Annotated in this window: 21 protein-coding genes; 13 read left to right on the plus strand and 8 right to left on the minus strand. The window is 59.9% G+C overall.

Annotated features, from left to right (window positions below; translation table 11 throughout):
- Positions 1–15: 15 nt before the first annotated feature.
- Both DFS28_RS25485 and DFS28_RS25490 read right to left on the minus strand, forming a co-directional pair.
- Positions 16–630 carry an NAD(P)-dependent oxidoreductase gene (locus tag DFS28_RS25485; protein ID WP_111451954.1) on the minus strand — a complete coding sequence of 205 codons (615 nt, stop codon included), beginning with the start codon at positions 628–630 and terminating at the stop codon, positions 16–18.
- A 269-nt stretch (positions 631–899) separates the two neighbouring features.
- Positions 900–1787, minus strand: a complete 888-nt coding sequence (locus DFS28_RS25490) for an MBL fold metallo-hydrolase (RefSeq protein WP_111451955.1) — start codon at positions 1785–1787, stop codon at positions 900–902.
- A gap of 114 nt (positions 1788–1901) precedes the next feature.
- On the opposite strand from DFS28_RS25490, the gene DFS28_RS25495 reads away from it, so the two are divergent.
- Positions 1902–2807, plus strand: a complete 906-nt coding sequence (locus tag DFS28_RS25495) for a LysR family transcriptional regulator (protein ID WP_111451956.1) — start codon at positions 1902–1904, stop codon at positions 2805–2807.
- Positions 2808–2996: 189 nt separating this feature from the next.
- Positions 2997–3218 carry a hypothetical protein gene (locus tag DFS28_RS25505; protein WP_033053702.1) on the plus strand — a complete coding sequence of 74 codons (222 nt, stop codon included), beginning with the start codon at positions 2997–2999 and terminating at the stop codon, positions 3216–3218.
- Positions 3219–3227: 9 nt separating this feature from the next.
- Here DFS28_RS25505 and DFS28_RS25510 read toward each other — a convergent pair whose 3' ends face one another.
- Entirely contained in the window at positions 3228–4124 is an 897-nt protein-coding gene (locus tag DFS28_RS25510; RefSeq protein WP_111451957.1) for a helix-turn-helix domain-containing protein, read from the minus strand.
- A gap of 188 nt (positions 4125–4312) precedes the next feature.
- Here DFS28_RS25510 and pobA point away from each other — a divergent pair, with 188 nt between their 5' ends.
- Positions 4313–5497: a 4-hydroxybenzoate 3-monooxygenase gene (gene pobA / locus DFS28_RS25515; RefSeq protein ID WP_178082234.1), complete on the plus strand. Its 1185-nt coding sequence runs from the start codon at positions 4313–4315 to the stop codon at positions 5495–5497.
- A gap of 80 nt (positions 5498–5577) precedes the next feature.
- Positions 5578–7095: an MDR family MFS transporter gene (locus DFS28_RS25520; protein WP_111451959.1), complete on the plus strand. Its 1518-nt coding sequence runs from the start codon at positions 5578–5580 to the stop codon at positions 7093–7095.
- 135 nt (positions 7096–7230) lie between these two features.
- Here DFS28_RS25520 and DFS28_RS25525 read toward each other — a convergent pair whose 3' ends face one another.
- From DFS28_RS25525 to DFS28_RS25540, 4 genes are all read right to left on the minus strand, one after another.
- The gene (locus DFS28_RS25525; RefSeq protein ID WP_111451960.1) at positions 7231–8079 is read right to left on the minus strand and encodes a cache domain-containing protein; all 849 of its coding nucleotides are present in this window, start codon (positions 8077–8079) and stop codon (positions 7231–7233) included.
- Positions 8080–8411: 332 nt separating this feature from the next.
- Positions 8412–9284 carry an ATPase gene (locus DFS28_RS25530; protein WP_111451961.1) on the minus strand — a complete coding sequence of 291 codons (873 nt, stop codon included), beginning with the start codon at positions 9282–9284 and terminating at the stop codon, positions 8412–8414.
- Between the two features lie 118 nt (positions 9285–9402).
- Positions 9403–10395, minus strand: a complete 993-nt coding sequence (locus tag DFS28_RS25535; RefSeq protein WP_008156077.1) for an NAD(P)-dependent oxidoreductase — start codon at positions 10393–10395, stop codon at positions 9403–9405.
- Between the two features lie 67 nt (positions 10396–10462).
- Positions 10463–11356 carry a LysR family transcriptional regulator ArgP gene (locus DFS28_RS25540; RefSeq protein ID WP_076028448.1) on the minus strand — a complete coding sequence of 298 codons (894 nt, stop codon included), beginning with the start codon at positions 11354–11356 and terminating at the stop codon, positions 10463–10465.
- A gap of 96 nt (positions 11357–11452) precedes the next feature.
- Here DFS28_RS25540 and DFS28_RS25545 point away from each other — a divergent pair, with 96 nt between their 5' ends.
- From DFS28_RS25545 to DFS28_RS25555, 3 genes are all read left to right on the plus strand, one after another.
- Entirely contained in the window at positions 11453–11854 is a 402-nt protein-coding gene (locus DFS28_RS25545; protein ID WP_111451962.1) for an ACT domain-containing protein, read from the plus strand.
- 7 nt (positions 11855–11861) lie between these two features.
- Positions 11862–12464, plus strand: coding sequence for a LysE/ArgO family amino acid transporter (locus DFS28_RS25550; protein WP_111451963.1), 603 nt, complete (start codon positions 11862–11864; stop codon positions 12462–12464).
- A 177-nt stretch (positions 12465–12641) separates the two neighbouring features.
- Entirely contained in the window at positions 12642–13238 is a 597-nt protein-coding gene (locus DFS28_RS25555) for a superoxide dismutase (protein WP_111451964.1), read from the plus strand.
- Positions 13239–13408: 170 nt separating this feature from the next.
- Here the strand turns inward: DFS28_RS25555 and DFS28_RS25560 are convergent, their stop codons facing one another.
- Positions 13409–13672 (minus strand): DUF6124 family protein, encoded by a 264-nt coding sequence (locus tag DFS28_RS25560; protein ID WP_111452037.1) that lies wholly within the window; start codon positions 13670–13672, stop codon positions 13409–13411.
- A 786-nt stretch (positions 13673–14458) separates the two neighbouring features.
- Here DFS28_RS25560 and DFS28_RS25570 point away from each other — a divergent pair.
- From DFS28_RS25570 to DFS28_RS25600, 6 genes are all read left to right on the plus strand, one after another.
- Positions 14459–16510, plus strand: a complete 2052-nt coding sequence (locus DFS28_RS25570) for a bifunctional diguanylate cyclase/phosphodiesterase (protein WP_111451966.1) — start codon at positions 14459–14461, stop codon at positions 16508–16510.
- Positions 16511–16717: 207 nt separating this feature from the next.
- Complete coding sequence (locus DFS28_RS25575; protein ID WP_111451967.1) at positions 16718–18064, plus strand: imelysin family protein; 1347 nt, start codon at positions 16718–16720, stop codon at positions 18062–18064.
- Positions 18065–18341: 277 nt separating this feature from the next.
- Positions 18342–19769, plus strand: a complete 1428-nt coding sequence (locus DFS28_RS25580; protein WP_111451968.1) for a di-heme oxidoredictase family protein — start codon at positions 18342–18344, stop codon at positions 19767–19769.
- Between the two features lie 27 nt (positions 19770–19796).
- Entirely contained in the window at positions 19797–20861 is a 1065-nt protein-coding gene (locus DFS28_RS25585; RefSeq protein ID WP_111451969.1) for an imelysin family protein, read from the plus strand.
- Between the two features lie 14 nt (positions 20862–20875).
- A complete protein-coding gene (locus DFS28_RS25590) occupies positions 20876–21973 on the plus strand; it encodes a DUF1513 domain-containing protein (protein WP_056741997.1) in 1098 nt (365 codons plus the stop codon).
- 274 nt (positions 21974–22247) lie between these two features.
- Positions 22248–23396, plus strand: a complete 1149-nt coding sequence (locus tag DFS28_RS25600; RefSeq protein ID WP_111451971.1) for an efflux RND transporter periplasmic adaptor subunit — start codon at positions 22248–22250, stop codon at positions 23394–23396.
- The last annotated feature ends 3 nt before the right edge of the window (positions 23397–23399 follow it).

The following is a 23399-nucleotide window of genomic DNA, read 5'->3' on the forward strand; positions in this document are numbered from 1 at the left end:
TAGTTTTCAGTGGAGTCAGTATCCGACTGTAAACCGCTGCCGAGAATGCTTCGGCGCTTCCACTTCATCGATCATCGCAATCGCATAATCGGCAAAAGTGATCCAGCTCCGCCCTTCGCTACTCACCAGCAAATCATCCTTGCCAACCCGAAACATCCCGGTGCGCTCACCTTCGACAAACTCTGCCGACGGCGACACAAAGGTCCAGTCCAGCTGTTTTTCCTGCCGCAAGTTTTCCAGGAACAGCGCACCGGCACTGGCCTCAGCCTTGTACGCCGGCGGAAACCCTTCGCTGTCGATGACGCGGGTTCCGTCCGGCAGCAACAGCGAACCGGCACCGCCCACCACCAGCAGACGATTCACACCGGCCTGTTTCACCGGCCCGATCACGGCGCTGGCAGGAAGGGTCGCGAAGTGCGCAGCGCTGATCACCACGTCATGACCAGCGACTGCCGCTTGCAACGCTTCGGCATCGAGGGCATCGACATTCTTGGCGACCACACCGACACGCTGACCGATCTTCGAAGTGTCGCGGGCGATCGCGGTAACGCTGTGACCACGACGCAGGGCTTCTTCCAGCAGTTGGCTACCGGCACGACCGGTGGCACCAATGATTGCGATTTTGCTCATGACATTCTCCAGTTGGATTTTGGTGAATCAGTACAAATCTGGATGATGAAAGGACTTTGTGGTGAAGGGCTCTATCTGTGGAAAGGGAATTTATCTGTGGCGAGGGGATTTATCCCCGTTGGACTGCGCAGCAGTCCCAAGCGTTGACGACTGCATCGCAGCCGAACGGGGATAAATCCCCTCGCCACAGGAAAGCCCTACAGCCACAGACAAGTCCAACAGCCACAGACAAGTCCAACAGCAACAAGTTAATCCCCTCGCCACATGACTCATTCACCCCATTTCATCTCGCCCTTGGCGACTTTGGCGCTGAGTTCAAGCGAGCTTTCTTCACCCAGCATCGGGTAGCGTTTTTTCATCGCGGCGATCAGCGCGGCAGCGTCTTTTGCCTTGGCGGTTTCTTCGTCGAAGGCCTTGATGTAATCGGCGGTGAACTGCACGGCGGCCAGCGAACGGGCGCTCTCACCGAGGTAATGACCCGGCACGATGGTTTTCGGTTTCAGGGTTTCGATGGAATGCAGCGTAGTCAGCCAATCGGCATGGGACTGCGGCGTCTGGGTGTCGGCCATCCACACGTGAATGTTTTCTGCGACGACAACGCCACCGACCACAGCCTTGATCGACGGAATCCAGACGAAGCTGCGATCCGGCTGCTTGCCGTCCAGCCCCACCACCTGCAACTTCTGCCCTTCAAGCATCAGGGTGTCGCCCTTGAGTACATCCGGCACCATGGTTTTGGCTGGCACGTCGGCGCCCATTTTCGGCCCCCAGAACGCCAGTTTGCCGTCGACGGTTTTCTGGATGTGGTCCACGGTCGGCTGCGAGGCGAGCACTTTGGCGTTGGGGAATGCGGCGGTCAGGGTGTCGAGGCCGAAGTAGTAATCCGGGTCACCGTGGCTGATGTAGATGGTGGTCAGTTGCTTGCCGCTGGCGCGGATCTTTTCGACCACTTGCTCGGCCTGGGATTTGCCAAATTGGGCATCCACCAAAATCGCATCTTTCTCGCCGCTGACCAACACCGAGGTCACCGGGAAGATCGCCTTGTCGCCCGGGTTGTAGACGTCCAGGGTCAGGGTCGATGCAGCCGCTGCGTGGGCGGCGAAACCGAGGGTGGCGGTGGCTAGCAAAATACGTTTAAGCGAGGTGAAGCCGATCATCTGTTGCTCCGGTGTCCGAATGCCGTGCTTGGCGATGGGACAGAGCTTAGTTGCATGACTCAGTACAAAAAATGCGATGCTGGAACATAGTTTGTTTCTGAAAGCGGGCAAATCATGGATCGTCTACAAGCAATGCGGGTGTTCGTCACGGTGGTTGACCTCGGCAGCCAGTCGGCCGCCGCCGATCACCTGGACCTATCACGGCCAGTGGTTTCGCGCTATCTGGCGGAGCTGGAGGATTGGGTCGGCGCACGCCTGATGCATCGCACCACGCGCAAGCTGAGCCTGACCGCCGCCGGCAGTGAAATCCTGCCTCGATGTCGGCAGATGCTCGACCTGTCCACAGACATGCAGGCCGCCGTCAGCGAGCCGGACGAAGCGCCGCGCGGGCTGCTGCGGATCAGCGTCAGCACTTCGTTCGGTCAGGCACAGCTGGCGGATGCCATGGCCGCTTACGTCAAACGTTATCCCGGCGTCAGCATCGACCTGCAGATGCTCGACCGCACGGTGAACCTGGTGGATGAGCGCATCGATCTGGCGATCCGCACCAGCAACGACCTGGACCCGAACCTGATCGCGCGACGGCTGACGGTCTGCCGCTCGGTGATCTGCGCCTCCCCCGCTTATCTGCTCGAACACCCGACACCGCTGCGGGTCGAAGACCTGAGCCAGCACAATTGCCTGACCCACTCCTACTTCGGCAAAAGCCTCTGGCATTTCGAGGAGGACGGTGAGCAGGTGTCAGTGCCGGTGCAGGGCAACATCAGCGCCAACGAAGCCAGCACGTTGGCGCGCGCGGCGATGGCCGGCGCCGGGGTGGCGATGCTCCCCAGTTATCAGGCCGGCGTGCATATCCACAGCGGCGAACTGATCCGCCTGCTGCCCCACGCCGAACCCCGGCAGATGAACATTTACGCGGTGTATGCCTCACGCAAACACATGCCGGCGGCGTTGCGCAGCATGCTGGATTTTCTGGTGCTCAGATTCCCCGAGGAGCCGGAGTGGGATATCGGCCTGTAACCGAATCAAAATGTGGGAGCGGGCTTGCTCGCGAAAGCGGTCGATCATTCAACAATGATGGCGACTGACCCACCGCATTCGCGAGCAAGTCGGATCGCCGCACCGCCGCTCCCACAGGGGTTCATCAGTGCTCTGAATGTCGGGGTACATACGCAAGCCGCGTTGCTGGCAACTCACTGGCGCTGACCTATGCTGAAAGTAGTACCGAAGGGTATTCGTTCAGAGGTCAACGCCATGAACATCAAAACAAGAAGATACCTCGCGATTTTCATCACCTGCGCGGCCACGCTCGCGCTGTATGGCACCGCGGCCTGGCGCGTTGAGCAGTTGCGACAAGTACCCCGTGAATACGCAAGCTGCAACTTCGAACGCTGCATTCCCCACAACGCAACCCTCAATGCCCTCAAGTAACGAAGGGGATCAGGCCTCGTTATCCTGATCGGCCTTCAAGCGGTCGCGAAATGCCTTGGGCGAGATCCCCACTCGACGCCGGAACAGGCGCGTGAAGTTGGTCGGATCAGAGAACCCCAACACGTCGGACATTTCATAAATGGTCATGCTGGTGTAGGTCAGCAAGCGCTTGGCCTCCAGCAATTGACGTTCGTGCATGATCTGCAACGCCGGTTGTCCCGCCAGCTCACGGCAGGTGCCGTTGAGGTGGGACACGGAAATCCCCAGCCGATGCGCCAGGTCTTCGACCTTGACGTGCTGGCGATAGGTCTCTTCCACCAGCTGGATAAAACCGTTGAGGTATTCCCGGGCACGCTGCGGACGCTGGCTGGCGTTGCGGCGGGAAATCACCTGGCGGCTGATCCACACCATGATCACGCTGACCAGCGAATGCATGAGCATTTCGCGAGCTGGCTGGTGGCCGGTGTATTCGTCTTGCAGCGCTGAAAACAGACTGTTGAGGTATTCGCCTTCCTTGCCCGCCGGATAACTCTCGGCCTGGGCCAGTGCGTTCACCGAGTTGCCCAGTTGCGCCTGAAGATGAGCAACCAGCGGTGCGGCAAGGGTCACGACAAACCCTTCGACGTCCTCGGAAAACCGATAGCCATGCACCGATAACGGCGGCAAAACGAGAATCGCCGGCTCGGTCAGCTGCGTACGTTTGCCTTCGATTTCAAGCTCTGCCTGACCTTTGAATACGAAGAGCAACTGGCACAAGTCGGCGTGGCGGTGGGGTTTGATTTCCCATTGGTGTTCGCGGCTGCGTTTGGAAATGGTTTCACAGTGCAGCAAGTCCGGGGTCGGCCAATCCAGGCTTTCACCGTAGAGCTTGAACACTGGAATCGAAGGTAGGTCAGGCTTGTTCATCACTTCAATCCAGGCCTCGGGGGTAGGCGGGCGATAATCGCACCGATTGGCAAAATGTACAGGTATCGGCTCAGTTTTCCCCTTCAATTGACAGACTCGCGAGAGAAAAATGCAAGCACTCGATCCATAAAAATTATTCACCGGCCCTGGTCGTGTGAAGCTTGCGAGTCATAAAAACAATGAAAATGCTGAAAACCCAAATCGCCATCATCGGCGCCGGTCCGTCCGGTTTATTGCTCGGCCAATTGCTGCACAACGCCGGCATCGACACCCTCATTCTCGAACGCCAGACTCCGGATTATGTGCTCGGACGAATCCGTGCCGGCGTCCTCGAACAAGGCATGGTAGAGCTGTTGCGTCAGGCCGGGGTGGGTCAGCGCATGGACGCCGAAGGGCTGGTCCACACAGGCTTCGAACTGGCCCTCGACGGACGCCGCGTACACATCGATCTGCACGCCCTGACCGGTGGCAAAACGGTGATGATCTACGGTCAGACCGAGGTCACCCGCGACCTGATGGCCGCTCGTCGGGAGGCCGGTGCGCAGACGATTTACGAGGCACGCAACGTCGTTCCTCACGGGATGAAAACCGAAGAGCCGTTCGTGACTTTTGAGAAGGACGGCGAGCTGTATCGACTCGATTGCGACTACATCGCCGGGTGCGACGGTTTCCATGGCGTGGCCCGGCAGTCGATTCCCGCCGAGTGCCTGAAAGTGTTCGAGCGGGTCTATCCGTTTGGCTGGCTCGGCATCCTCGCTGACACGCCGCCAGTGCACGAAGAGCTGGTTTACGCCCGGCATGAGCGCGGTTTTGCCCTGTGCAGCATGCGTTCGGCCACCCGCACTCGCTATTACCTCCAGGTGCCGGCCGACGAGCACATAGAGAACTGGTCTGATCAGCGCTTCTGGAATGAACTCAAATCCCGTCTGCCTGGCGCCTTGGCAGCGTCGTTGATCACGGGGCCTTCCATCGAAAAAAGCATCGCGCCGTTACGCAGTTTTGTCGTCGAACCGATGCAGTACGGGCGGATGTTTCTGGTCGGCGACGCCGCGCACATCGTCCCGCCCACCGGCGCCAAGGGCCTGAACCTGGCGGCCAGCGACGTCAGCACGCTGTTCAACATTCTGCTGAAGGTTTACCGGGAAGGCCGTGTGGATTTGCTGGAGAAATACTCCGAGGTCTGCCTGCGTCGGGTATGGAAAGCCGAACGGTTTTCCTGGTGGATGACCTCGATGCTGCACCGTTTCGATGAACACGACGCCTTCAGCCAGCGGATTGCCGAGTCAGAACTGGAGTACTTCGTCGACTCCGAGGCCGGTCGAAAAACCATTGCAGAAAATTACGTCGGCCTTCCATACGAGGCTATCGAATAGCCTGCTACCGACTTACACTGGCGAGCATCCCCGCTCGCCTTGCTCCTTGCGGGTCAATCACTGTCCGCAGGTTCAAACCCGTGACCAATCTCAACCAGCCTGAAACGCCCAAACCGGCCATTCGCAGCGTGTTGATCGCCCTGATGCTGGCAATCTTTCTGGGCGCGCTGGACCAGACCATCGTCGCCGTGTCGATGCCGGCCATTTCCGCACAATTCAAGGACGTCAGCCTGCTGGCCTGGGTAATTTCCGGCTACATGGTGGCGATGACGGTGGCCGTGCCGATCTACGGCAAATTGGGCGATCTGTACGGTCGCCGCACGTTGATGCTGTTTGGCATGGGGTTGTTCACGGTCGCTTCGTTTTTCTGCGGCATGGCCCAGAGCATGGAGCAGCTGGTGCTGGCGCGGATTCTTCAGGGCATCGGTGCTGGCGGGATGATTTCGGTCAGCCAGGCGATCATTGGCGACATCGTGCCGCCCCGGGAGCGCGGCCGCTATCAAGGCTATTTCAGCAGCATGTACGCCGTGGCCAGCGTGGCCGGCCCGGTACTCGGCGGTTACATGACCGAGTACCTGTCATGGCGCTGGGTGTTCTTGATCAACCTGCCGTTGGGCCTCGGTGCCTGGCTGGTGGCCAATCGAACGCTGGTGGGTTTGCCAGTGCCGCAACGCAAACCAATCATCGATTACCTCGGCACGGTGCTGATGATCATCGGCTTGACCGCCTTGTTGCTGGGCATCACTCAAGTCGGCCAGGGCCATTCATGGCGCAGTGCCGACGTGCTGGGCCTGCTCGGTTGTGCAGTGTTGGTATTGGCGCTGTTCGTCTGGCATGAACGCCGGGCGCGGGAGCCGCTGCTGCCGATGCATTTGTTCGCCAATCGCAATGCGATCCTATGCTGGTGCACGATCTTCTTCACCAGTTTCCAGGCGATCTCGCTGATTGTGTTGATGCCGCTGCGCTTCCAGAGCGTGACCGGCGCCGGGGCCGACAGCGCCGCGCTGCACCTGTTGCCGCTGGCGATGGGTTTGCCGATTGGCGCGTATTTCGCCGGCCGCCGAACCTCGGTGACCGGGCGCTACAAACCCATGATTCTGACCGGCGCCCTGCTCATGCCGATCTCGATTCTCGGCATGGCGTTCAGTCCTCCCCAGGCATTGGTGCTCAGTAGTCTGTTCATGTTGCTCAGCGGGATCGCTAGCGGCATGCAGTTCCCGACGTCCCTGGTCGGAACGCAGAACGCGGTGGCACAACGGGACATCGGTGTCGCCACCAGCACCACCAACCTGTTCCGTTCACTGGGTGGCGCCGTGGGTGTGGCATTGATGTCGGCACTGCTGCTGGCGTTGTTGCAGGACTCAAGTTTTGCCCACCTGGCCGGCTCTTCGATGATTGCCGAGGGCAGTTCTGGGAATGTCTTGCTCGATGGTTTAAACGCTGCGCCGGGGGATGCGCAGAATGCCTTGCGCGCTGAGCTGCTGCTGACGTTCCGGCATTTGCTGATGGTCAGTGCGGCGGTGTCGCTGTTGGGGCTGGCGGCGGCGGTTGCCATGCCGGATAGGGTATTGCGTGGGCGCGAGGATAAGGTTCGGTAGAAGGACCGAGTCGGCTGCAATCGCGAGCAGGCTCGCTCCCACATTGGATCTGCGTCATACACAAATGCTGTGATCACTGGAGATCTACTGTGGGAGCGAGCCTGCTCGCGATTACGGTGTGTCAGGCACCACTATTCAAGGGCTGTAATACCCGACAGCCACCAGAAAATGCCCGACCTTTTTCAGGTAGGCATGTTTGTCCTCAACCTTCCCAGTCACCGGGTTTTTCCAGCGGTACTCGTATTCGCCATCGTCCTGCCTGGCCATCAGCGCCAGGATCGGCTCCCCAACCGGCTTGCCTTCCGGATCCTTGATCTTGCTGAAATCGGTATTGATCAACCGCAGGTTGGTGCCATGGGCGACATAACGCTGGTTATCCAGGTCGACGACGAAGACGTACAGGTCATCCTGCAAGTAACCGCCCTTGAGGGAGTTGATGGCCGTGAGCGTGCCCTTCTCGTCCTTGGCCAGATCGGCCGCCGCTTTGTTCAGCAACGCCATCGCCTGTTCCGCTGAGGCCCGTGGCAAGTAGTAACCGACCGCCAGGATCCGCTGACCGACGCGCTGGTAGAACACATGCTTGCGTTCGACCTTGCCGTCGGACCAGTTCTGCCAGCGATATTCGGCTTGCTGGATGCCATTGCCCTCCGGCACTTTCAAGGCGTCTTTGAAGGCTTTCTGCAAATCCGGCCCGAGCACATCGGACACATCACGGCCAATCAACGCCGAAGACGGCCCGCCGCTGGCGAGCATCACGCCTTTGGTGTCGACCACGAACACGTAACGATCCTTGTCGACAAACTCGCCCTGACGGCTGAAAGCAGCGAAGGCCTTGTCGCCATGGTCGTGGTAGTACGCCAGGGCTTTTTCCAGCAAGGCTTTGGCCGCCTGGCTGTCGTCCTTTTCCGTGCCGGCAGCTTGAACCTGGCCCAGACACAGCAAAAGCATCACGCCCAGCAAGGCTAACCTATGCAAAAACCCCATTGCGCATCCCTCGTTCTTGTTGGTGTTTCAAGAGCGTAGCCGGCTTGGGGATATGTATGAATATTCAGGAAAGCACAGAACATGATCATGCAGCCTGCGGGGCGGGGCGGGGTGAGGTGTGGTGTGGTGTGGTGTGGTGTGGTGAGGGGATTGTGGCGAGGGGATTTATCCCCGTTGGGCTGCGAAGCGGCCCCTGTTTTTCCAGCCACCCCGCGTCCAATGGACTACGACGGCTTCGCCGCCGAACGGGGATAAATCCCCTCGCCACAACCCCCTCTTCTCACCTCACCTCACCTCAGCTGCTAAAGCAGCTTGGTATAGCTGGTTGGTTCTTACGGCCTTGCGCGCAGCTGCTGCTGCAGATTCTGGATCTGCGCCTGAAGGGAGTTGATGGTGCGGGTGACCTGGCTACGGAAGGCGTCGAATTCGGCGGTATTGGTCCCGCCTGACGTCGCTGCCGAGCGATTGTCCTGTTGGCTTTTGAGGATAATGACTTCCTGCTCCAGGCGCTCGATGGCGGCGCTCGGGTTGCCTTGTTTCTTCAGGGCAACGATGTCGGAGCCAAGGCTTTTAAGTTGCGCGTCGAATTTGTCTGTGTCCGTCAGGTTGCTTTTCAGCACGGCTACATCGCTGTTCAAGACTTTGACCTGAGCCTGCAATTGAATGGTGGCGGTCTGTTGTTCGCTACCTTGCCCGGTTATCTGCGCCAGGCGCTTATCCAGCTCGGTGGTCTGTGCACTCATCTGCGCCAGGCGCTTGTCCAGATCGGTGGTCTGGCCGACAACGCCCTGCTGTTGTTTGCTTTGATCCTGGAGTTTGCTTTCCAGCTGTTTGATTTGCAGCTTCAAGGCTTCGCTGTCGCTGTTGACGTTGGTCTGACTGGCGACAACCTTGCCGGAAATGTCCTGCAAGCGCCCCGCCGCTTCTTCACTGATACGCGCGAAACTTTCCTGGGTCGCCACCAATTGCTGTTCCATCAGCGAGAGCTGCTGGAAGCTCCACCAGGCCAGGCCTGCAAACGCGAAGAACAAGGCGCCGACCAGCGCCCACAGCGGGCCGGTGCTCGGACTTTTGACTTTGACGACTGGCGTGGTCCGCGAATGCACGGAGGTGCGAGCGGTGGTCGGAAAATCATCGTCGTCGAGGCTGTCGGCACGCAGGCTAGGCAGATCGAAGTCGTCGTTGGCATCGTTACGCATGGACATTGAGTCAACCTTTGTGGAACGCGGTGATGGCTTGATGCGGCGCAGTATAACCCCCACTGCCGCATCGATTGACCCTCAACCCCGAACTCGGTTCAGTGTGGCGGCGCTAACCCGTGCGTCAGCGAATGTCCTGGGCCTTCCACCAGCCGCAGAATTCATCGAGGGCGGTCCAGAGACTGACTTTGGGATCGTAGTCCAGATAATGCCGGGCGCGGCTGATGTCCAGGGTGAAATTTTTGTTCATCACCTGCATGCCCAGGCGCGACAGGGTCGGCTCGGGACGACCTGGCCACAGTTTGCACACGCCCTCATTGAGCGCCGCCACGGTGTAGGCCAAACCGTAGGAACGGTGGCGCGTGACCTGTGGGACATCCATCTTGCGCATCACGTAATTGACCACGTCCCACAACGGCACCGGCGTGCCGTTGCTGATGTTGTAGGCCTTGCCCAACGCCGAACCGCTGGCCAGCAAACTGCTGAGCAATGCTTCGTTGAGGTTTTGCACGCTGGTGAAATCAACCTTGTTCAGGCCGTTGCCGATGATCGCGAGCCGTCCTTTGCGCTGCATTTTCAGCAGCCGCGGAAAAATGCTCATGTCGCCAGCCCCCGTCACGAAACGCGGGCGCAGGGCCAGGGTTTCGAGGCCGAACTCCTGAGCGCCGAAAACCTTTTGCTCGGCCAGGTATTTGGTCGCGGCGTAGGGATGCTTGAAGCGCTTGGGCACCTGTTCTTCGGTCAGCCCCAGGTGATCGCGGCCATCAAAGTAGATCGACGGCGACGACAAATGCACCAGTCGCCGAACCCGCTGTTTCAGACAGGCCTCGACCACGTTTTCGGTGACCTGCACGTTGCCTTGATGGAAATCCTGATAACGCCCCCACAAACCGACCGCACCGGCGCAATGCACCACGGCTTCAACGTCTGAGCACAGGTCACGTGCCAGTTCGGGGTCGCTCAAGTCACCCTGGATGAACTCGGCGCCACGGCGCACCAGATGCTCCACACTTTCGGCCCGGCGACCGTTGACCCGCACGTCCAGGCCCTGCTCCAGGGCAAAACGCGCAAAGCGCCCGCCGATGAAGCCGCTTGCGCCGGTAACCAGAATCTTCATGAATTGCTCCGAATATTTCGTTTTGCGTTTTGCATTTGCGTAAAGCGTAAGGTCTTGACGCTGCCCGTCAGTCCAACGGCACCAGCCATTGCTTCGACGAACGCACCAACTGATCGGTGAGTAACCCCAGCAACTGACCGCCATTGCGCCAATGATGCCAGTACAGCGGCACATCGATCGGCTTATCGGGCAAAAGCTCTACCAATACACCGCGCTCCAATTGCTCGCGCACCTGCAGTTCAGGCACCAGACCCCAACCGAGTCCCGCTTCCGTGAGACGGATGAAGCCTTCGGACGAGGGGCATAGATGGTGTTCGAATCCGCCATCGACGCCGAGGGACGCGAGGTAGCGATGCTGTAGGAAATCATCCGGGCCAAACACCAGCGCGGGCGTTTTCGACAACAGATCGGCGCGCACACCTTCAGGAAAATGCCGGGCGATAAATGCCGGGCTGGCCAACGCACGGTAGCGCATGGCCCCCAGCAAAACGCTGCGTGCGCCGGCCACCGGTCGCTCGCTGGCGCAGATGCACGCGGCCACTTCGCCAGCGCGCATGCGTTTGAGGCCCACCGTCTGGTCTTCGACGACCAGATCCAGCAGCAGGTGTTGCTCGGCGCAGAAATCACTGACGGCTGCGGCCCACCACGTGGCGAGGCTGTCGGCATTCAAGGCGATGCGCAGACGTTCCGGCAGACCTTCTTCATCGAGTGCCGGCACCAGTGTTTGCAGGTCCCGTTCAAGTAAACGCACCTGCTGCACATGGTTGAGCAGCCGTCGGCCGATTTCGGTCGGAGCCGGCGGTGTCACCCGCACCAGCACCGGTTGGCCGACCCGCGCCTCCAATAATTTGATGCGCTGGGAGATCGCCGATTGCGACAAGCCAAGCACCTGAGCCGCACGTTCGAACCCGGCCTGCTCGACCACCGCGGCCAGAGCAGAAAGCAATTTATAGTCGAACATCAGTTTTCCTAATGAGCGATCAGCATGATTGGTTTTTCTTATACAGCCTGACACCGGAGAATGGCCAGCAAGAACTCTTCAACAAGGATCATCGACATGGCTGGCGAAACTTCATTGGCAACCCTGCTGCGCAGCATGAGCCCGCAACTCAATGTCGGCGAATACGTGTTCTGCACCCTGCGCGACGGCAAGTTGCCGGCAGGCCTGGAGATCGTCGGCAGTTTCCGCGAACAGGAAGGTCTGACGGTGATTCTGGAACGTTCCCACGCCGAGAAGGCCGGTTTCAGTTTCGATTACGTCGCGGCGTGGATCACCTTGAACGTGCATTCGGCCCTCGAAGCCGTCGGCCTGACCGCCGCGTTCGCCACGGCATTAGGCCAGGCTGGCATCAGTTGCAACGTGATCGCCGGCTATTACCACGACCATTTATTCGTCGGCCAGGCCGATGCTGAACGCGCCCTGCACGTATTGCGGGATCTGACGGCCAACGCGGAGTAAACATCTTATGTGGCAAAGCTATGTGAACGGCCTGTTGGTGGCCGCGGGGCTGATCATGGCGATCGGTACTCAAAATGCGTTCGTTTTGGCTCAGAGTCTGAGACGTGAACATCACCTGCCGGTGGCGGCGCTCTGCGTCACCTGCGATGCATTATTGGTCGCTGCCGGCGTATTCGGCCTGGCGACGGTGCTGGCGCAGAACCCGACGCTTTTAGCGGTTGCCCGTTGGGGTGGCGCCGTATTTCTGATTTGGTATGGCAGCCAGGCACTGCGCCGGGCCTGCTCGAAACAGAGCCTGCAACAAGGTGAAAACCAGACCGTGCGCTCATTGCGAGCGGTGCTGCTCAGTGCGTTGGCCGTAACGCTGCTTAACCCGCACGTCTATCTGGATACCGTGTTGCTGATTGGCTCCCTCGGCGCCCAACAAACCGAGCCCGGCGCTTATGTCGTGGGCGCGGCCAGTGCGTCGTTGCTGTGGTTTTTCACCCTGGCGCTCGGCGCGGCGTGGTTGGCGCCATGGTTGGCGCGGCCGAGTACCTGGAGAATTCTCGACCTGCTCGTGGCCGTAATGATGTTCACAGTGGCGGCCCAACTAATCACCAGCGCCTGATTTATTCCAAAAGGCTCTGGAACCTCTATCCCACACAGTTGTTGCGTGGTTATGCCGCACCCCCGGTGCTATGATCCGGTCCGATGCGCCGCAAAGAGTACAAACTCCCCGGCGCTTGTCTGGCCGCCCGTGATCGGCCTTGCGCTCACCGCAACTGACCTGATTAGGAGAATCATCATGGCTTTCGAATTGCCGCCGCTGCCTTACGCACACGATGCCCTGCAGCCGCACATTTCCAAGGAAACTCTGGAATACCACCACGACAAGCACCACAACACCTATGTCGTGAACCTGAACAACCTGGTGCCAGGCACCGAGTTCGAAGGCAAGACTCTGGAAGAAATCGTCAAATCTTCCTCGGGCGGTATCTTCAACAACGCCGCTCAGGTCTGGAACCACACCTTCTACTGGAACTGCCTGGCGCCAAACGCCGGCGGTCAACCAACCGGCGCACTGGCTGAAGCTATCAACGCAGCCTTCGGTTCGTTCGACAAGTTCAAGGAAGAATTCAGCAAGACTTCCATCGGTACCTTCGGTTCCGGTTGGGGCTGGCTGGTGAAAAAGGCTGACGGTTCCCTGGGCCTGGCCAGCACCATCGGCGCCGGCAACCCGCTGACCAACGGCGACACCCCGCTGTTGACCTGCGACGTCTGGGAACACGCTTACTACATCGACTACCGCAACCTTCGTCCAAAATACGTCGAAGCGTTCTGGAACCTGGTCAACTGGAAATTCGTGGCTGAGCAGTTCGAAGGCAAAACCTTCACCGCTTAAGATCGACGCCAGTCAAAAAAACCCGGCTTTGCCGGGTTTTTTTATGGGCAAGGGGGAAATGTGGTGCCTGGGCGGCCGCCTTCGCGAGCAAGCCCGCTCCCACAAGGACACCACTGTACCTGTGGGAGCGAGCCTGCTCGCGATGAACGATAACGCGGTCAGCCTACGGACTACTGCGGGTCGACGTTATCCAGCGCCCGATTAACGGCTAAGTCCGCCAACATGACGATCTGCGCAATGGCCAACGCCGTACTGCGCTGGGAGCCGGTCAGGTAGGTGGCGAAATCACTGGCCAGAACACTTGCCGAGGCCAATGACTCACAGGCGTGGGCCAGGAGGGATTCGGTATCCATGTCGGGGGCGATCATGAACATGGTGTTGGGACTGTAGGGTTTGGTGGTGTTGAAGGGGGGATCGGGGATTAATTTATCCAAGGGAATGCCTATGACGTTGGGTGCCATTCCCTCGCCGTTTCTCACGCGACGAAGAGGTGGCAGCTATGTGCGAGGTGAGAAACCGGTCATAGACACCCGGCCAGACCGAAGTCTGCCCGCACACAGCCGCCATAACGCATATGCAGCAGATAAACTGGCGGCAATTATGCGGATACTGGCGCTGGATGACTATGACTTGCCGGGTTCTCACACCCGATCGCTGATTTTTTCAGCGACAGCCAAAAGGTAATTGAACCCGCTTCCTACGGGCAACCTGAAAACCTCGTGGGAAAGGTCTGGTTTTTTTACCGCTGTTTAAACGAACGCATCCGTTGCCTGTGCGGCCGCCATCGCGAGCAGGCTCGCTCCCACAGGGATTGGATGTTTGGCAGTAAAAGATTGGTCGGCTGTCAGGCCGCCTTCGCGAGCAAGCCCGCTCCCACAGGGGGGATCGGCGTTCGCCTTTCGCCCCTTACCACTCAACAGGTACATCCGCAAAAACCAGGCCGATTTCCCACGATGAAACCAGCCTTCAGCCCTTGCCCCAACGCCACAGCCGTCTAACATCAACCAAACGGAAAATATGTCCAAATTCCCCTCAAGTTGAAGGCCCCAACAACCGACACAGTACAAATGGCGCAAATAGTCCAAATAGTCAAAACGCCAGCATTTCGGGCCAAGCTACAGGCAAAACCCCATGTGATTGATTGTCCCTTTGACTGCCATCACCGGATTGCCAATACTCAGGCAACTTGACGCTACCCGCACGGAACAAGGAATGACTCTTTGAAGCTGGAACTCAAGAACAGCTTGTCGGTGAAGTTGCTCCGGGTCGTGCTCCTGTCGGCATTGATCGTTGGCGTGGTCTTGAGCTGCGCGCAGATCGTTTTCGATGCCTATAAAACACGCCAGGCCGTGGCCAGCGATGCCCAACGCATCCTCGACATGTTCCGCGACCCCTCGACCCAGGCCGTCTACAGCCTGGACCGGGAAATGGGTATGCAAGTGATCGAAGGCCTGTTTCAGGACGACGCTGTGCGCAAGGCCTCCATTGGCCATCCCAACGAAGCCATGCTCGCGCAAAAGACCCGCGAGCTGCAGCATTCCGACAGTCGCTGGCTGACCGACCTGATCCTCGGCAAGGAACGCACCTTCACCACCCAGCTGGTGGGTCGCGGCCCTTACAGCGAATATTACGGCGACCTGAGCATCACCCTCGACACCGCCACCTACGGCCAGGGTTTCATCGTCAGTTCAGTGATCATCTTCATCTCCGGCGTGTTGCGTGCAATGGCCATGGGACTGGTGCTGTACCTGGTCTATCACTGGCTGCTGACCAAGCCGCTGTCGCGGATCATCGAACACCTCACGGAAATCAATCCGGATCGCCCCAGCGCACACAAAATCCCGCTGCTCAAGGGGCACGAAAAGAACGAACTGGGAATCTGGATCAACACCGCCAACCAGTTGCTTGAGTCCATCGAGCGCAACACCCATTTGCGCCACGAAGCGGAAAACAGCCTGCTACGCATGGCCCAGTACGACTTCCTCACCGGCCTGCCGAACCGCCAGCAATTACAGCAGCAACTGGACAAAATCCTGGTAGACGCCGGCAAGTTGCAACGTCGGGTCGCGGTATTGGTGGTCGGCCTGGACGACTTCAAGGGCATCAACGAACAATTCAGCTACCAGACCGGCGACCAACTGCTGCTGGCCCTGGCCGATCGCCTGCGAGCTCACAGCGGACGCCTTGGCGCCCTCGCCCGCCTCGGCGGCGACCAGTTTGCCCTGGTCCAGGCCGACATCGAACAACCCTACGAAGCGGCCGAACTGGCCCAAAGCATTCTCGATGACCTGGAAGCGGCTTTTGCCCTCGATCATCAGGAGATTCGCCTGCGCGCCACCATCGGCATCACCCTGTTCCCCGAGGACGGTGACAGCACCGAGAAACTGCTGCAAAAAGCCGAGCAGACCATGACCCTGGCCAAGACTCGCTCGCGCAACCGTTATCAGTTCTATATCGCCAGCGTCGACACCGAGATGCGCCGCCGTCGCGAGCTGGAAAAAGACCTGCGCGACGCTCTGGTCCGTGGTCAGTTCTACCTCGTCTACCAGCCGCAGATCAGCTATCGCGATCACCGGGTGGTGGGTGTCGAGGCGCTGATTCGCTGGCAGCATCCCGAGCACGGGCTGGTTCCGCCGGACTTGTTCATCCCCCTGGCGGAGCAGAACGGCACCATCATCGCCATCGGCGAATGGGTGCTGGATCAGGCGTGCAAGCAATTGCGCGAGTGGCATGACCTGGGTTTCGTCGACCTGCGCATGGCGGTGAATCTGTCCACGGTGCAGTTGCACCACGCCGAGTTGCCACGGGTGGTTAACAACCTGCTGCAGATGTACCGCCTGCCACCGCGCAGCCTGGAGCTGGAAGTCACCGAAACCGGCCTGATGGAAGACATCAGCACGGCCGCCCAGCACCTGCTGAGCCTGCGTCGCTCCGGTGCGCTGATCGCGATCGACGACTTCGGCACCGGTTACTCGTCATTGAGCTATCTGAAAAGCCTGCCGCTGGACAAGATCAAGATCGACAAGAGCTTCGTTCAGGACCTGCTCGATGACGACGACGACGCGACCATCGTTCGGGCCATCATCCAGCTGGGCAAGAGCCTGGGCATGCAGGTGATTGCCGAAGGCGTGGAAACCCCCGAGCAAGAGGCCTACATCATTTCCGAGGGCTGTCACGAAGGTCAGGGCTATCTCTACAGCAAGCCGCTGCCGGCGCGGGAGTTGAGCGCGTATCTGAAACAGGCCCAGCGCAGTAACGCGGCTATTTTGTAAAAAATCAAAAGATCGCAGCCTCGTTTAACTCTGTAGCAGCTGTCGAGTGAAACGAGGCTGCGTGCTCTTGATCCACGACACAACTCCCCCTGAATAAGAAATATTTCCAGGTACAACCCTTTACAGATAATGCGAAAGATTTGCATTATGTCGCAGTTTTGCGCGCTTGCTGCGCCTTTCCACCCCTCTCGAAGCAGGATGTTCGCCATGATTCGTATGCCTCTGGCTACCGCCAGTCTGTTGGCCATCGCTATTTCCCTCGCCGGTTGTGGCGAAGGCAAAGACAAAGCTGTCGCTGCGCAAGCACCGACGCCGGCCACCAGCACCACGGCCCCGGCTGTTGCACCCGCCGCTGCCAGCAAAGTCGACGAGGCCGCCGCCAAAGCCGTTGTCGCGCATTACGCCGACATCGTCTTCGCCGTCTACAGCGATGCCGAATCTACCGCGAAGACCCTGCAAACCGCCGTTGACGCCTTCCTCGCCAAGCCGAACGCCGACACCCTGAAAGCGGCCAAGGCTGCCTGGGTCGCTGCCCGCGTTCCTTATCTGCAGAGCGAAGTGTTCCGCTTCGGCAATACCATCATCGACGACTGGGAAGGTCAGGTGAACTCTTGGCCGCTGGACGAAGGCCTGATCGACTACGTCGACAAATCCTACGAGCACGCACTGGGTAACCCGGGCGCCACGGCCAACATCATCGCCAACACCCAGGTTCAGGTCGGCGAAGACAAGGTCGACGTGAAAGATATCACCCCGGCAAAACTTGCCAGCCTGAACGAGCTGGGTGGTTCCGAGGCCAACGTCGCCACCGGCTACCACGCTATCGAATTCCTGCTCTGGGGCCAGGACTTGAACGGCACCGGCCCTGGCGCCGGCAACCGTCCAGCTTCCGATTACCTGGAAGGCAAAGGCGCCACCGGCGGTCATAACGATCGTCGTCGCGCTTATCTGAAGTCCGTGACCCAACTGCTGGTCAGCGACCTGGAAGAAATGGTCGGTAACTGGAAGCCGAACGTGGCCGACAACTACCGCGCCACCCTGGAAGCCGAGCCAGCTGAATCCGGCCTGCGCAAAATGCTGTTCGGCATGGGCAGCCTGTCCCTGGGCGAACTGGCGGGCGAGCGCATGAAGGTTTCCCTGGAAGCGAACTCCCCGGAAGACGAACAGGATTGCTTCAGCGACAACACCCACAACTCGCACTTCTACGATGCCAAAGGCATTCGTAACGTGTACCTGGGCGAATACACCCGCGTCGACGGCACCAAAATGACTGGCGCCAGCCTGTCGTCCCTGGTGGCCAAAGCCGACCCGGCTGCCGACACCGCGCTCAAAGCCGACCTGGCCGCCACCGAAGCCAAAATCCAGATCATGGTCGATCACGCCAACAAGGGTGAGCACTATGACCAATTGATCGCCGCCGGCAACACCGCTGGCAACCAGATCGTCCGTGACGCTATCGCTTCGCTGGTCAAGCAGACCGGTTCGATCGAAGCCGCCGCTGGCAAACTGGGCATCAGCGACCTGAACCCGGACAACGCTGATCACGAGTTCTGATCAACGCTGGCTGAATAAAAAGGCGATCTTCGGGTCGCCTTTTTATTGGCCCTAACGCAGATCAAAATGTGGGAGCGGGCTTGCTCGCGAAAGCGGTTTTACATTCAACATTGATGTTGGCTGACAGTCCGCCTTCGCGAGCAAGCCCGCTCCCACAGGGGATCACCGTTTCAAGTAAACCCTGCGCCACATCAACCAAACGATAATTCCTCTTATTCAATCTCCCCTGCCCTGTTAGACTTTGCGCCCTTGTTTTGCTCGTCTTGCAGGATGTCTGATGCCCTCGCTGCCTCTTCGCTTGTCCGCACTGTTTCTGGCCCTGGGCCTGAGTGCCTGCGATGACGCCCCGCGTTTTACCCAAGCCGAACCTGGTGAAGCCCGGTCCGGTGGCAGCGCAACCGTGCGCAAGACCGATCAGAACGCATTTTCCCTGCCGTCTGCCAACCTGCCGCCGTCACGGCGCGTGGACTTCAGTGTCGGCAACAGCTTTTTCCGTAGTCCCTGGGTGATCGCCCCGTCGACCACCACCGCCCGGGATGGCCTCGGGCCGTTGTTCAACACCAACGCGTGCCAGGGCTGCCACATCAAGGACGGCCGCGGTCATCCGCCCGCGCCTGATGCGCAGAACGCCGTGTCGATGCTGGTACGCCTGTCGATACCCGATGCGCCGGCCTATGCCAAGGTCATCGAGCAGCTCGGTGTCGTCCCGGAACCGGTCTACGGCGGACAATTGCAGGACATGTCCGTGCCAGGTGTCGTGCCGGAAGGCAAAGTGCGCGTCGATTACACGCCCGTTCCGATTCGCTTCAAGGACGGTACCGAAGTCGAGTTGCGCAAGCCGACGTTGCAGATCACCCAGCTCGGCTACGGCCCGATGCACCCTGACACGCGTTTCTCGGCCAGGGTCGCGCCGCCAATGATTGGCCTGGGCCTGCTCGAAGCGATCCCCGACGAGGCGATCCTGGCCAATGCCGACGCTCAGGCAAAAGCGAAGAACGGGATCGCCGGACGCCCGAACCGGGTCTGGGATGACGCGCAGCAAAAAACCGTTCTCGGGCGATTCGGCTGGAAGGCCGGCCAACCCAACCTCAATCAACAGAACGTTCATGCGTTCTCCGGCGACATGGGCCTCACCACCCGTCTGCGCCCCGTCGATGACTGCACCGACGCGCAAGCCGCTTGCAAGCAAGCGCCCAACGGCAATGGCGCGCAGGGCGAACCGGAAGTCAGCGACAACATCCTGCGTCTGGTGCTGTTCTACAGCCGTAACCTCGCCGTCCCGGCTCGCCGCGATGTCAGCACCCCCGAGGTGCTGGCCGGCAAGACTCTGTTTTTCCAGGCCGGATGCCAGTCCTGCCACACCCCGAAATACACCACCGCCGCCAACGCCGCTGAACCTGAACTGGCCAATCAAGTGATTCGCCCTTACAGCGATCTGCTGCTGCATGACATGGGCGACGGTCTGGCCGACCACCGTAGCGAATTCCAGGCCAGTGGCCGCGACTGGCGCACCCCGCCGTTGTGGGGCATCGGCCTGACGCAGGCGGTCAGTGGCCACACCCAGTTTTTGCACGATGGCCGCGCCCGCAATCTGCTCGAAGCCGTGCTCTGGCATGGCGGCGAAGCCGCAGCGGCGCAGCAACAGGTTTTGTCTTTCAATGCCGAGCAGCGCGCTGCGTTGCTGGCGTTCTTGAATTCTCTTTAATACCTATTCCTTAAGCGGGAGCCCGACATGTTCCGTCCCAAATTGTTGTTCACCAGCCTCGCCGCGCTAGCCTTGGGCGCCTGTTCGCCTCAGGATCCGCAGGCCGTCACTTCGGCGGCGATCGCCAAGTCGGTGATCCTGCCGACCTACACGCGCTGGGTTGAAGCCGACCGCCAACTGGCCGTCAGCGCTCTGGCCTACTGCGAAGGCAAGGAAAACCTCGACACCGCCCGCGCCGACTTCCTGCATGCGCAGAAAGCCTGGGCCGAGCTGCAACCGTTGCTGATCGGGCCGCTGGCCGAAGGCAATCGCGCCTGGCAGGTGCAGTTCTGGCCGGACAAGAAAAACCTCGTCGGCCGTCAGGTCGAGCAACTGGTCACCGCACAGCCGCAGATCGATGCCGCTGCCCTGGCCAAATCCAGCGTTGTGGTTCAAGGCCTTTCCGCCTACGAATACATCCTGTTCGACAGCAAGCCTGATGTGGCCAACGCTGAACAGAAAGCCAAGTACTGCCCGCTGCTGATCGCGATCGGCGAGCGTCAGAAACAACTGGCCGAAGAGATTCTGAAAAGCTGGAACAACACCGACGGCATGCTCGCGCAGTTGAGCAAATTCCCGAACCAGCGCTACGCCGATTCCCACGAAGCCATCGCCGATCTGCTGCGTGTGCAAGTCACCGCCCTCGACAGCCTGAAGAAAAAACTCGGCACGCCGATGGGCCGTCAGACGAAGGGTGTGCCGCAACCGTTCCAGGCCGATGCATGGCGCAGCCAGTCGTCCCTGACTGGCCTGGAAGCCAGCCTCGCCGCCGCCAAAACAGTGTGGGAAGGCGTCGACAACAAAGGCCTGCGGGGTCTGTTGCCGAAAGAGCAGAAACCATTGGCCGACAAGATCGACGCCGCTTACGCCGCGTCCCTGACGCTGTTCGCCAGCAACCAGCGCTCGCTGACCGAGATGCTCAACGACGATGCCGGTCGCCAGCAACTCAACGACCTCTACGACAGCCTCAACGCCGTCCACCGCCTGCACGAAGGCGAACTGGCCAAGGCGCTGGGCATCCAACTGGGCTTCAACGCCAACGACGGTGACTGATGAGGGCAAGTTCCATGCTGCGACGCCAGGCTCTGACGTTAGGTAGTTTGCTGCTCGGTGCGGTGACACTGGGCGGCTGGACGCTGTTCAAGCAGAAGGACAAAAGCCCGCTACTGCTCTCGGCGCGGGACGATACCGATGGCAAGCATTACGCCGTCGGTTACCGGCTGGACGGCACCCGGGTGTTTGCCACCCAGGTCGGCCAGCGCTGCCACGACATCATCAACCACCCGACGCTGCCGATTGCGCTGTTCGTCGCCCGTCGTCCTGGCACCGAGAGTTACCTGATCGACCTGCGCGACGGCACGCTGCTGCAAACCGTGACCTCGCTGCCGAACCGGCATTTCTACGGTCACGCGGTGATTCACAAGAGCGGCGACTGGCTGTACGCCACCGAGAACGACACCTCCGATCCGGGTCGCGGCTTGCTCGGTGTGTATAAGTTCGAAGGCGAGCGGCTGGTACACAGCGGCGAGATTTCCACCCATGGCGTCGGCCCGCATCAGGTGTCGTGGATGCCCGATGGCGAAACCCTGGTAGTGGCCAACGGCGGCATTCGCACCGAGGCCGAAAGCCGCGTCGAGATGAACCTCAACGCCATGGAACCGAGCCTGGTGCTGATGCAACGCGACGGCACCCTGCTGAGCAAGGAAACCCTCGCCCAGCAGATGAACAGCGTGCGTCATTTGGGAATTGCCAGCGACGGCACCATCGTCGCCGGCCAGCAGTTCATGGGGCCCTCTCACGAGTCGTCGGAGCTGCTGGCGATCAAGCGTCCCGGCCAGCCGTTCGTAGCCTTCCCTGTGCCTGAACATCAATTGCAGGCCATGGGGCATTACACCGCCAGCGTCGCGGTGCACAGCGAACTGCGCCTGGTGGCGTTGACCGCGCCACGGGGCAATCGCTTTTTCATCTGGGACCTGGACAGCGGTGAAGTGCGCCTGGACGCGCCGCTTCCCGATTGCGCCGGGGTCGGCGCGGTAGCCGACGGCTTTGTCGTGACCTCGGGTCAGGGGCGCTGCCGGTTCTACGACTGCCGCCAGACAAGCCTTGTTGCAAAACCCCTAGATCTACCCGCAGGGCTCTGGGACAACCACCTTCATCTCATCTGACTTCTATGCTCCCTGTGGCGAGGGGGCTTGCCCCCGTTGGGTCGCGAAGCGGCCCCAAAACCTGCAACACCGGTGAATCAGACACACCGCATGCAATGGTTTTACGACTGCTTCGCAGCCGAACGGGGGCAAGCCCCCTCGCCACAGGTTTGTGTTCAATCCATTCCGCGCAGACATGCTGGCCTCCCTGTAAGTTCTGCCAGTTGGAATCAAGCTCCCACTCGGAGTAATGTGCCCGACTGAGTCACCTGATTTTCTCCAAGGAAGTGGAAATATGCTGCGTCGCCGCATGCTGATCATGTTGGGTGTTGTTTTGCTGATCGTGCTGGTCCTGGCCGGTTACAAAGCCTTCTCCATCTATACGATGATTCAGGGTTTTGCTGTGCCGAAACCAGCGATCAGTGTCGCCGTGGCCACTGCCACCGAACGGCCGTGGCAAGCTCGCCTGCCCACCGTCGGCACCCTGAAGGCGTTGCAAGGCGTGGACCTGAGCCTGGAGACCGACGGCACCGTCATCGATTTGCAGTTCGAGTCAGGGCAGAAGGTCAAGGTCGGCCAACCGCTGCTTGTGCTTGATAGCGTGGTAGAAACCGCCCTGCTCGAAACCGCGGAGGCCGACCTGGGGCTGGCGCAGCTCGATTACGGTCGCGGCAGTCAACTGGTGGGCAGCCAGGCCATTTCCAAAGGCGAATTCGACCGGCTCTCTGCCGTGTTGAAAAAGAGCCGGGCCACGGTGAATCAGCTCAAGGCGGCGCTGGCCAAAAAACGCTTGCTCGCACCGTTCAGCGGGACCATCGGCATTCGTCAGGTGGACATCGGTGACTATCTCGCCAGCGGCACCATGATTGCCACCCTGCAAGACCTCAGCAGCCTCTATGTAGACTTCTTCGTGCCCGAGCAGTCGGTACCGAAGATCGCCCTCGGCCAACCGGTGCAGATCGTTGTCGCGGCCTACCCGACACAAACCTTTCCCGGCACCATCAGCGCGATCAACCCAAAAGTCGAAAACAGCACGCGTAACGTCCAGGTCCGCGCGACCCTGGCCAACCCTGACGGCAAACTGCTGCCGGGAATGTTCGCCAGCCTGCAAGTGTTGTTGCCCGACCCGCAGCCGCGCATCGTCGTGCCGGAAAGCGCGATCACTTACACGCTGTACGGCAACTCGGTCTATGTCGTCGCGCAGAAAAAAGCCGAAGACGGCAGCCTGGAAAAAGACGACAAGGGCCAACCGATCCTGATCGCCGAACGGCGTTTCATCGAAACCGGCGAGCGCCGCGATGGGCAAGTGATGATCACCAAAGGTGTGCAGAACGGCGAAAAAGTGGTCACGGCCGGCCAGATCAAACTGGACAACGGCGTACACATTGCGATCAGCGACGACAAGACCTTAGCCGAGAAGAACAGCCCGCCGCGCGCGGACTGATCA

The sequence above is a fragment of the Pseudomonas sp. 478 genome (assembly GCF_003254125.1).
Taxonomy (GTDB): Bacteria; Pseudomonadota; Gammaproteobacteria; order Pseudomonadales; family Pseudomonadaceae; genus Aquipseudomonas.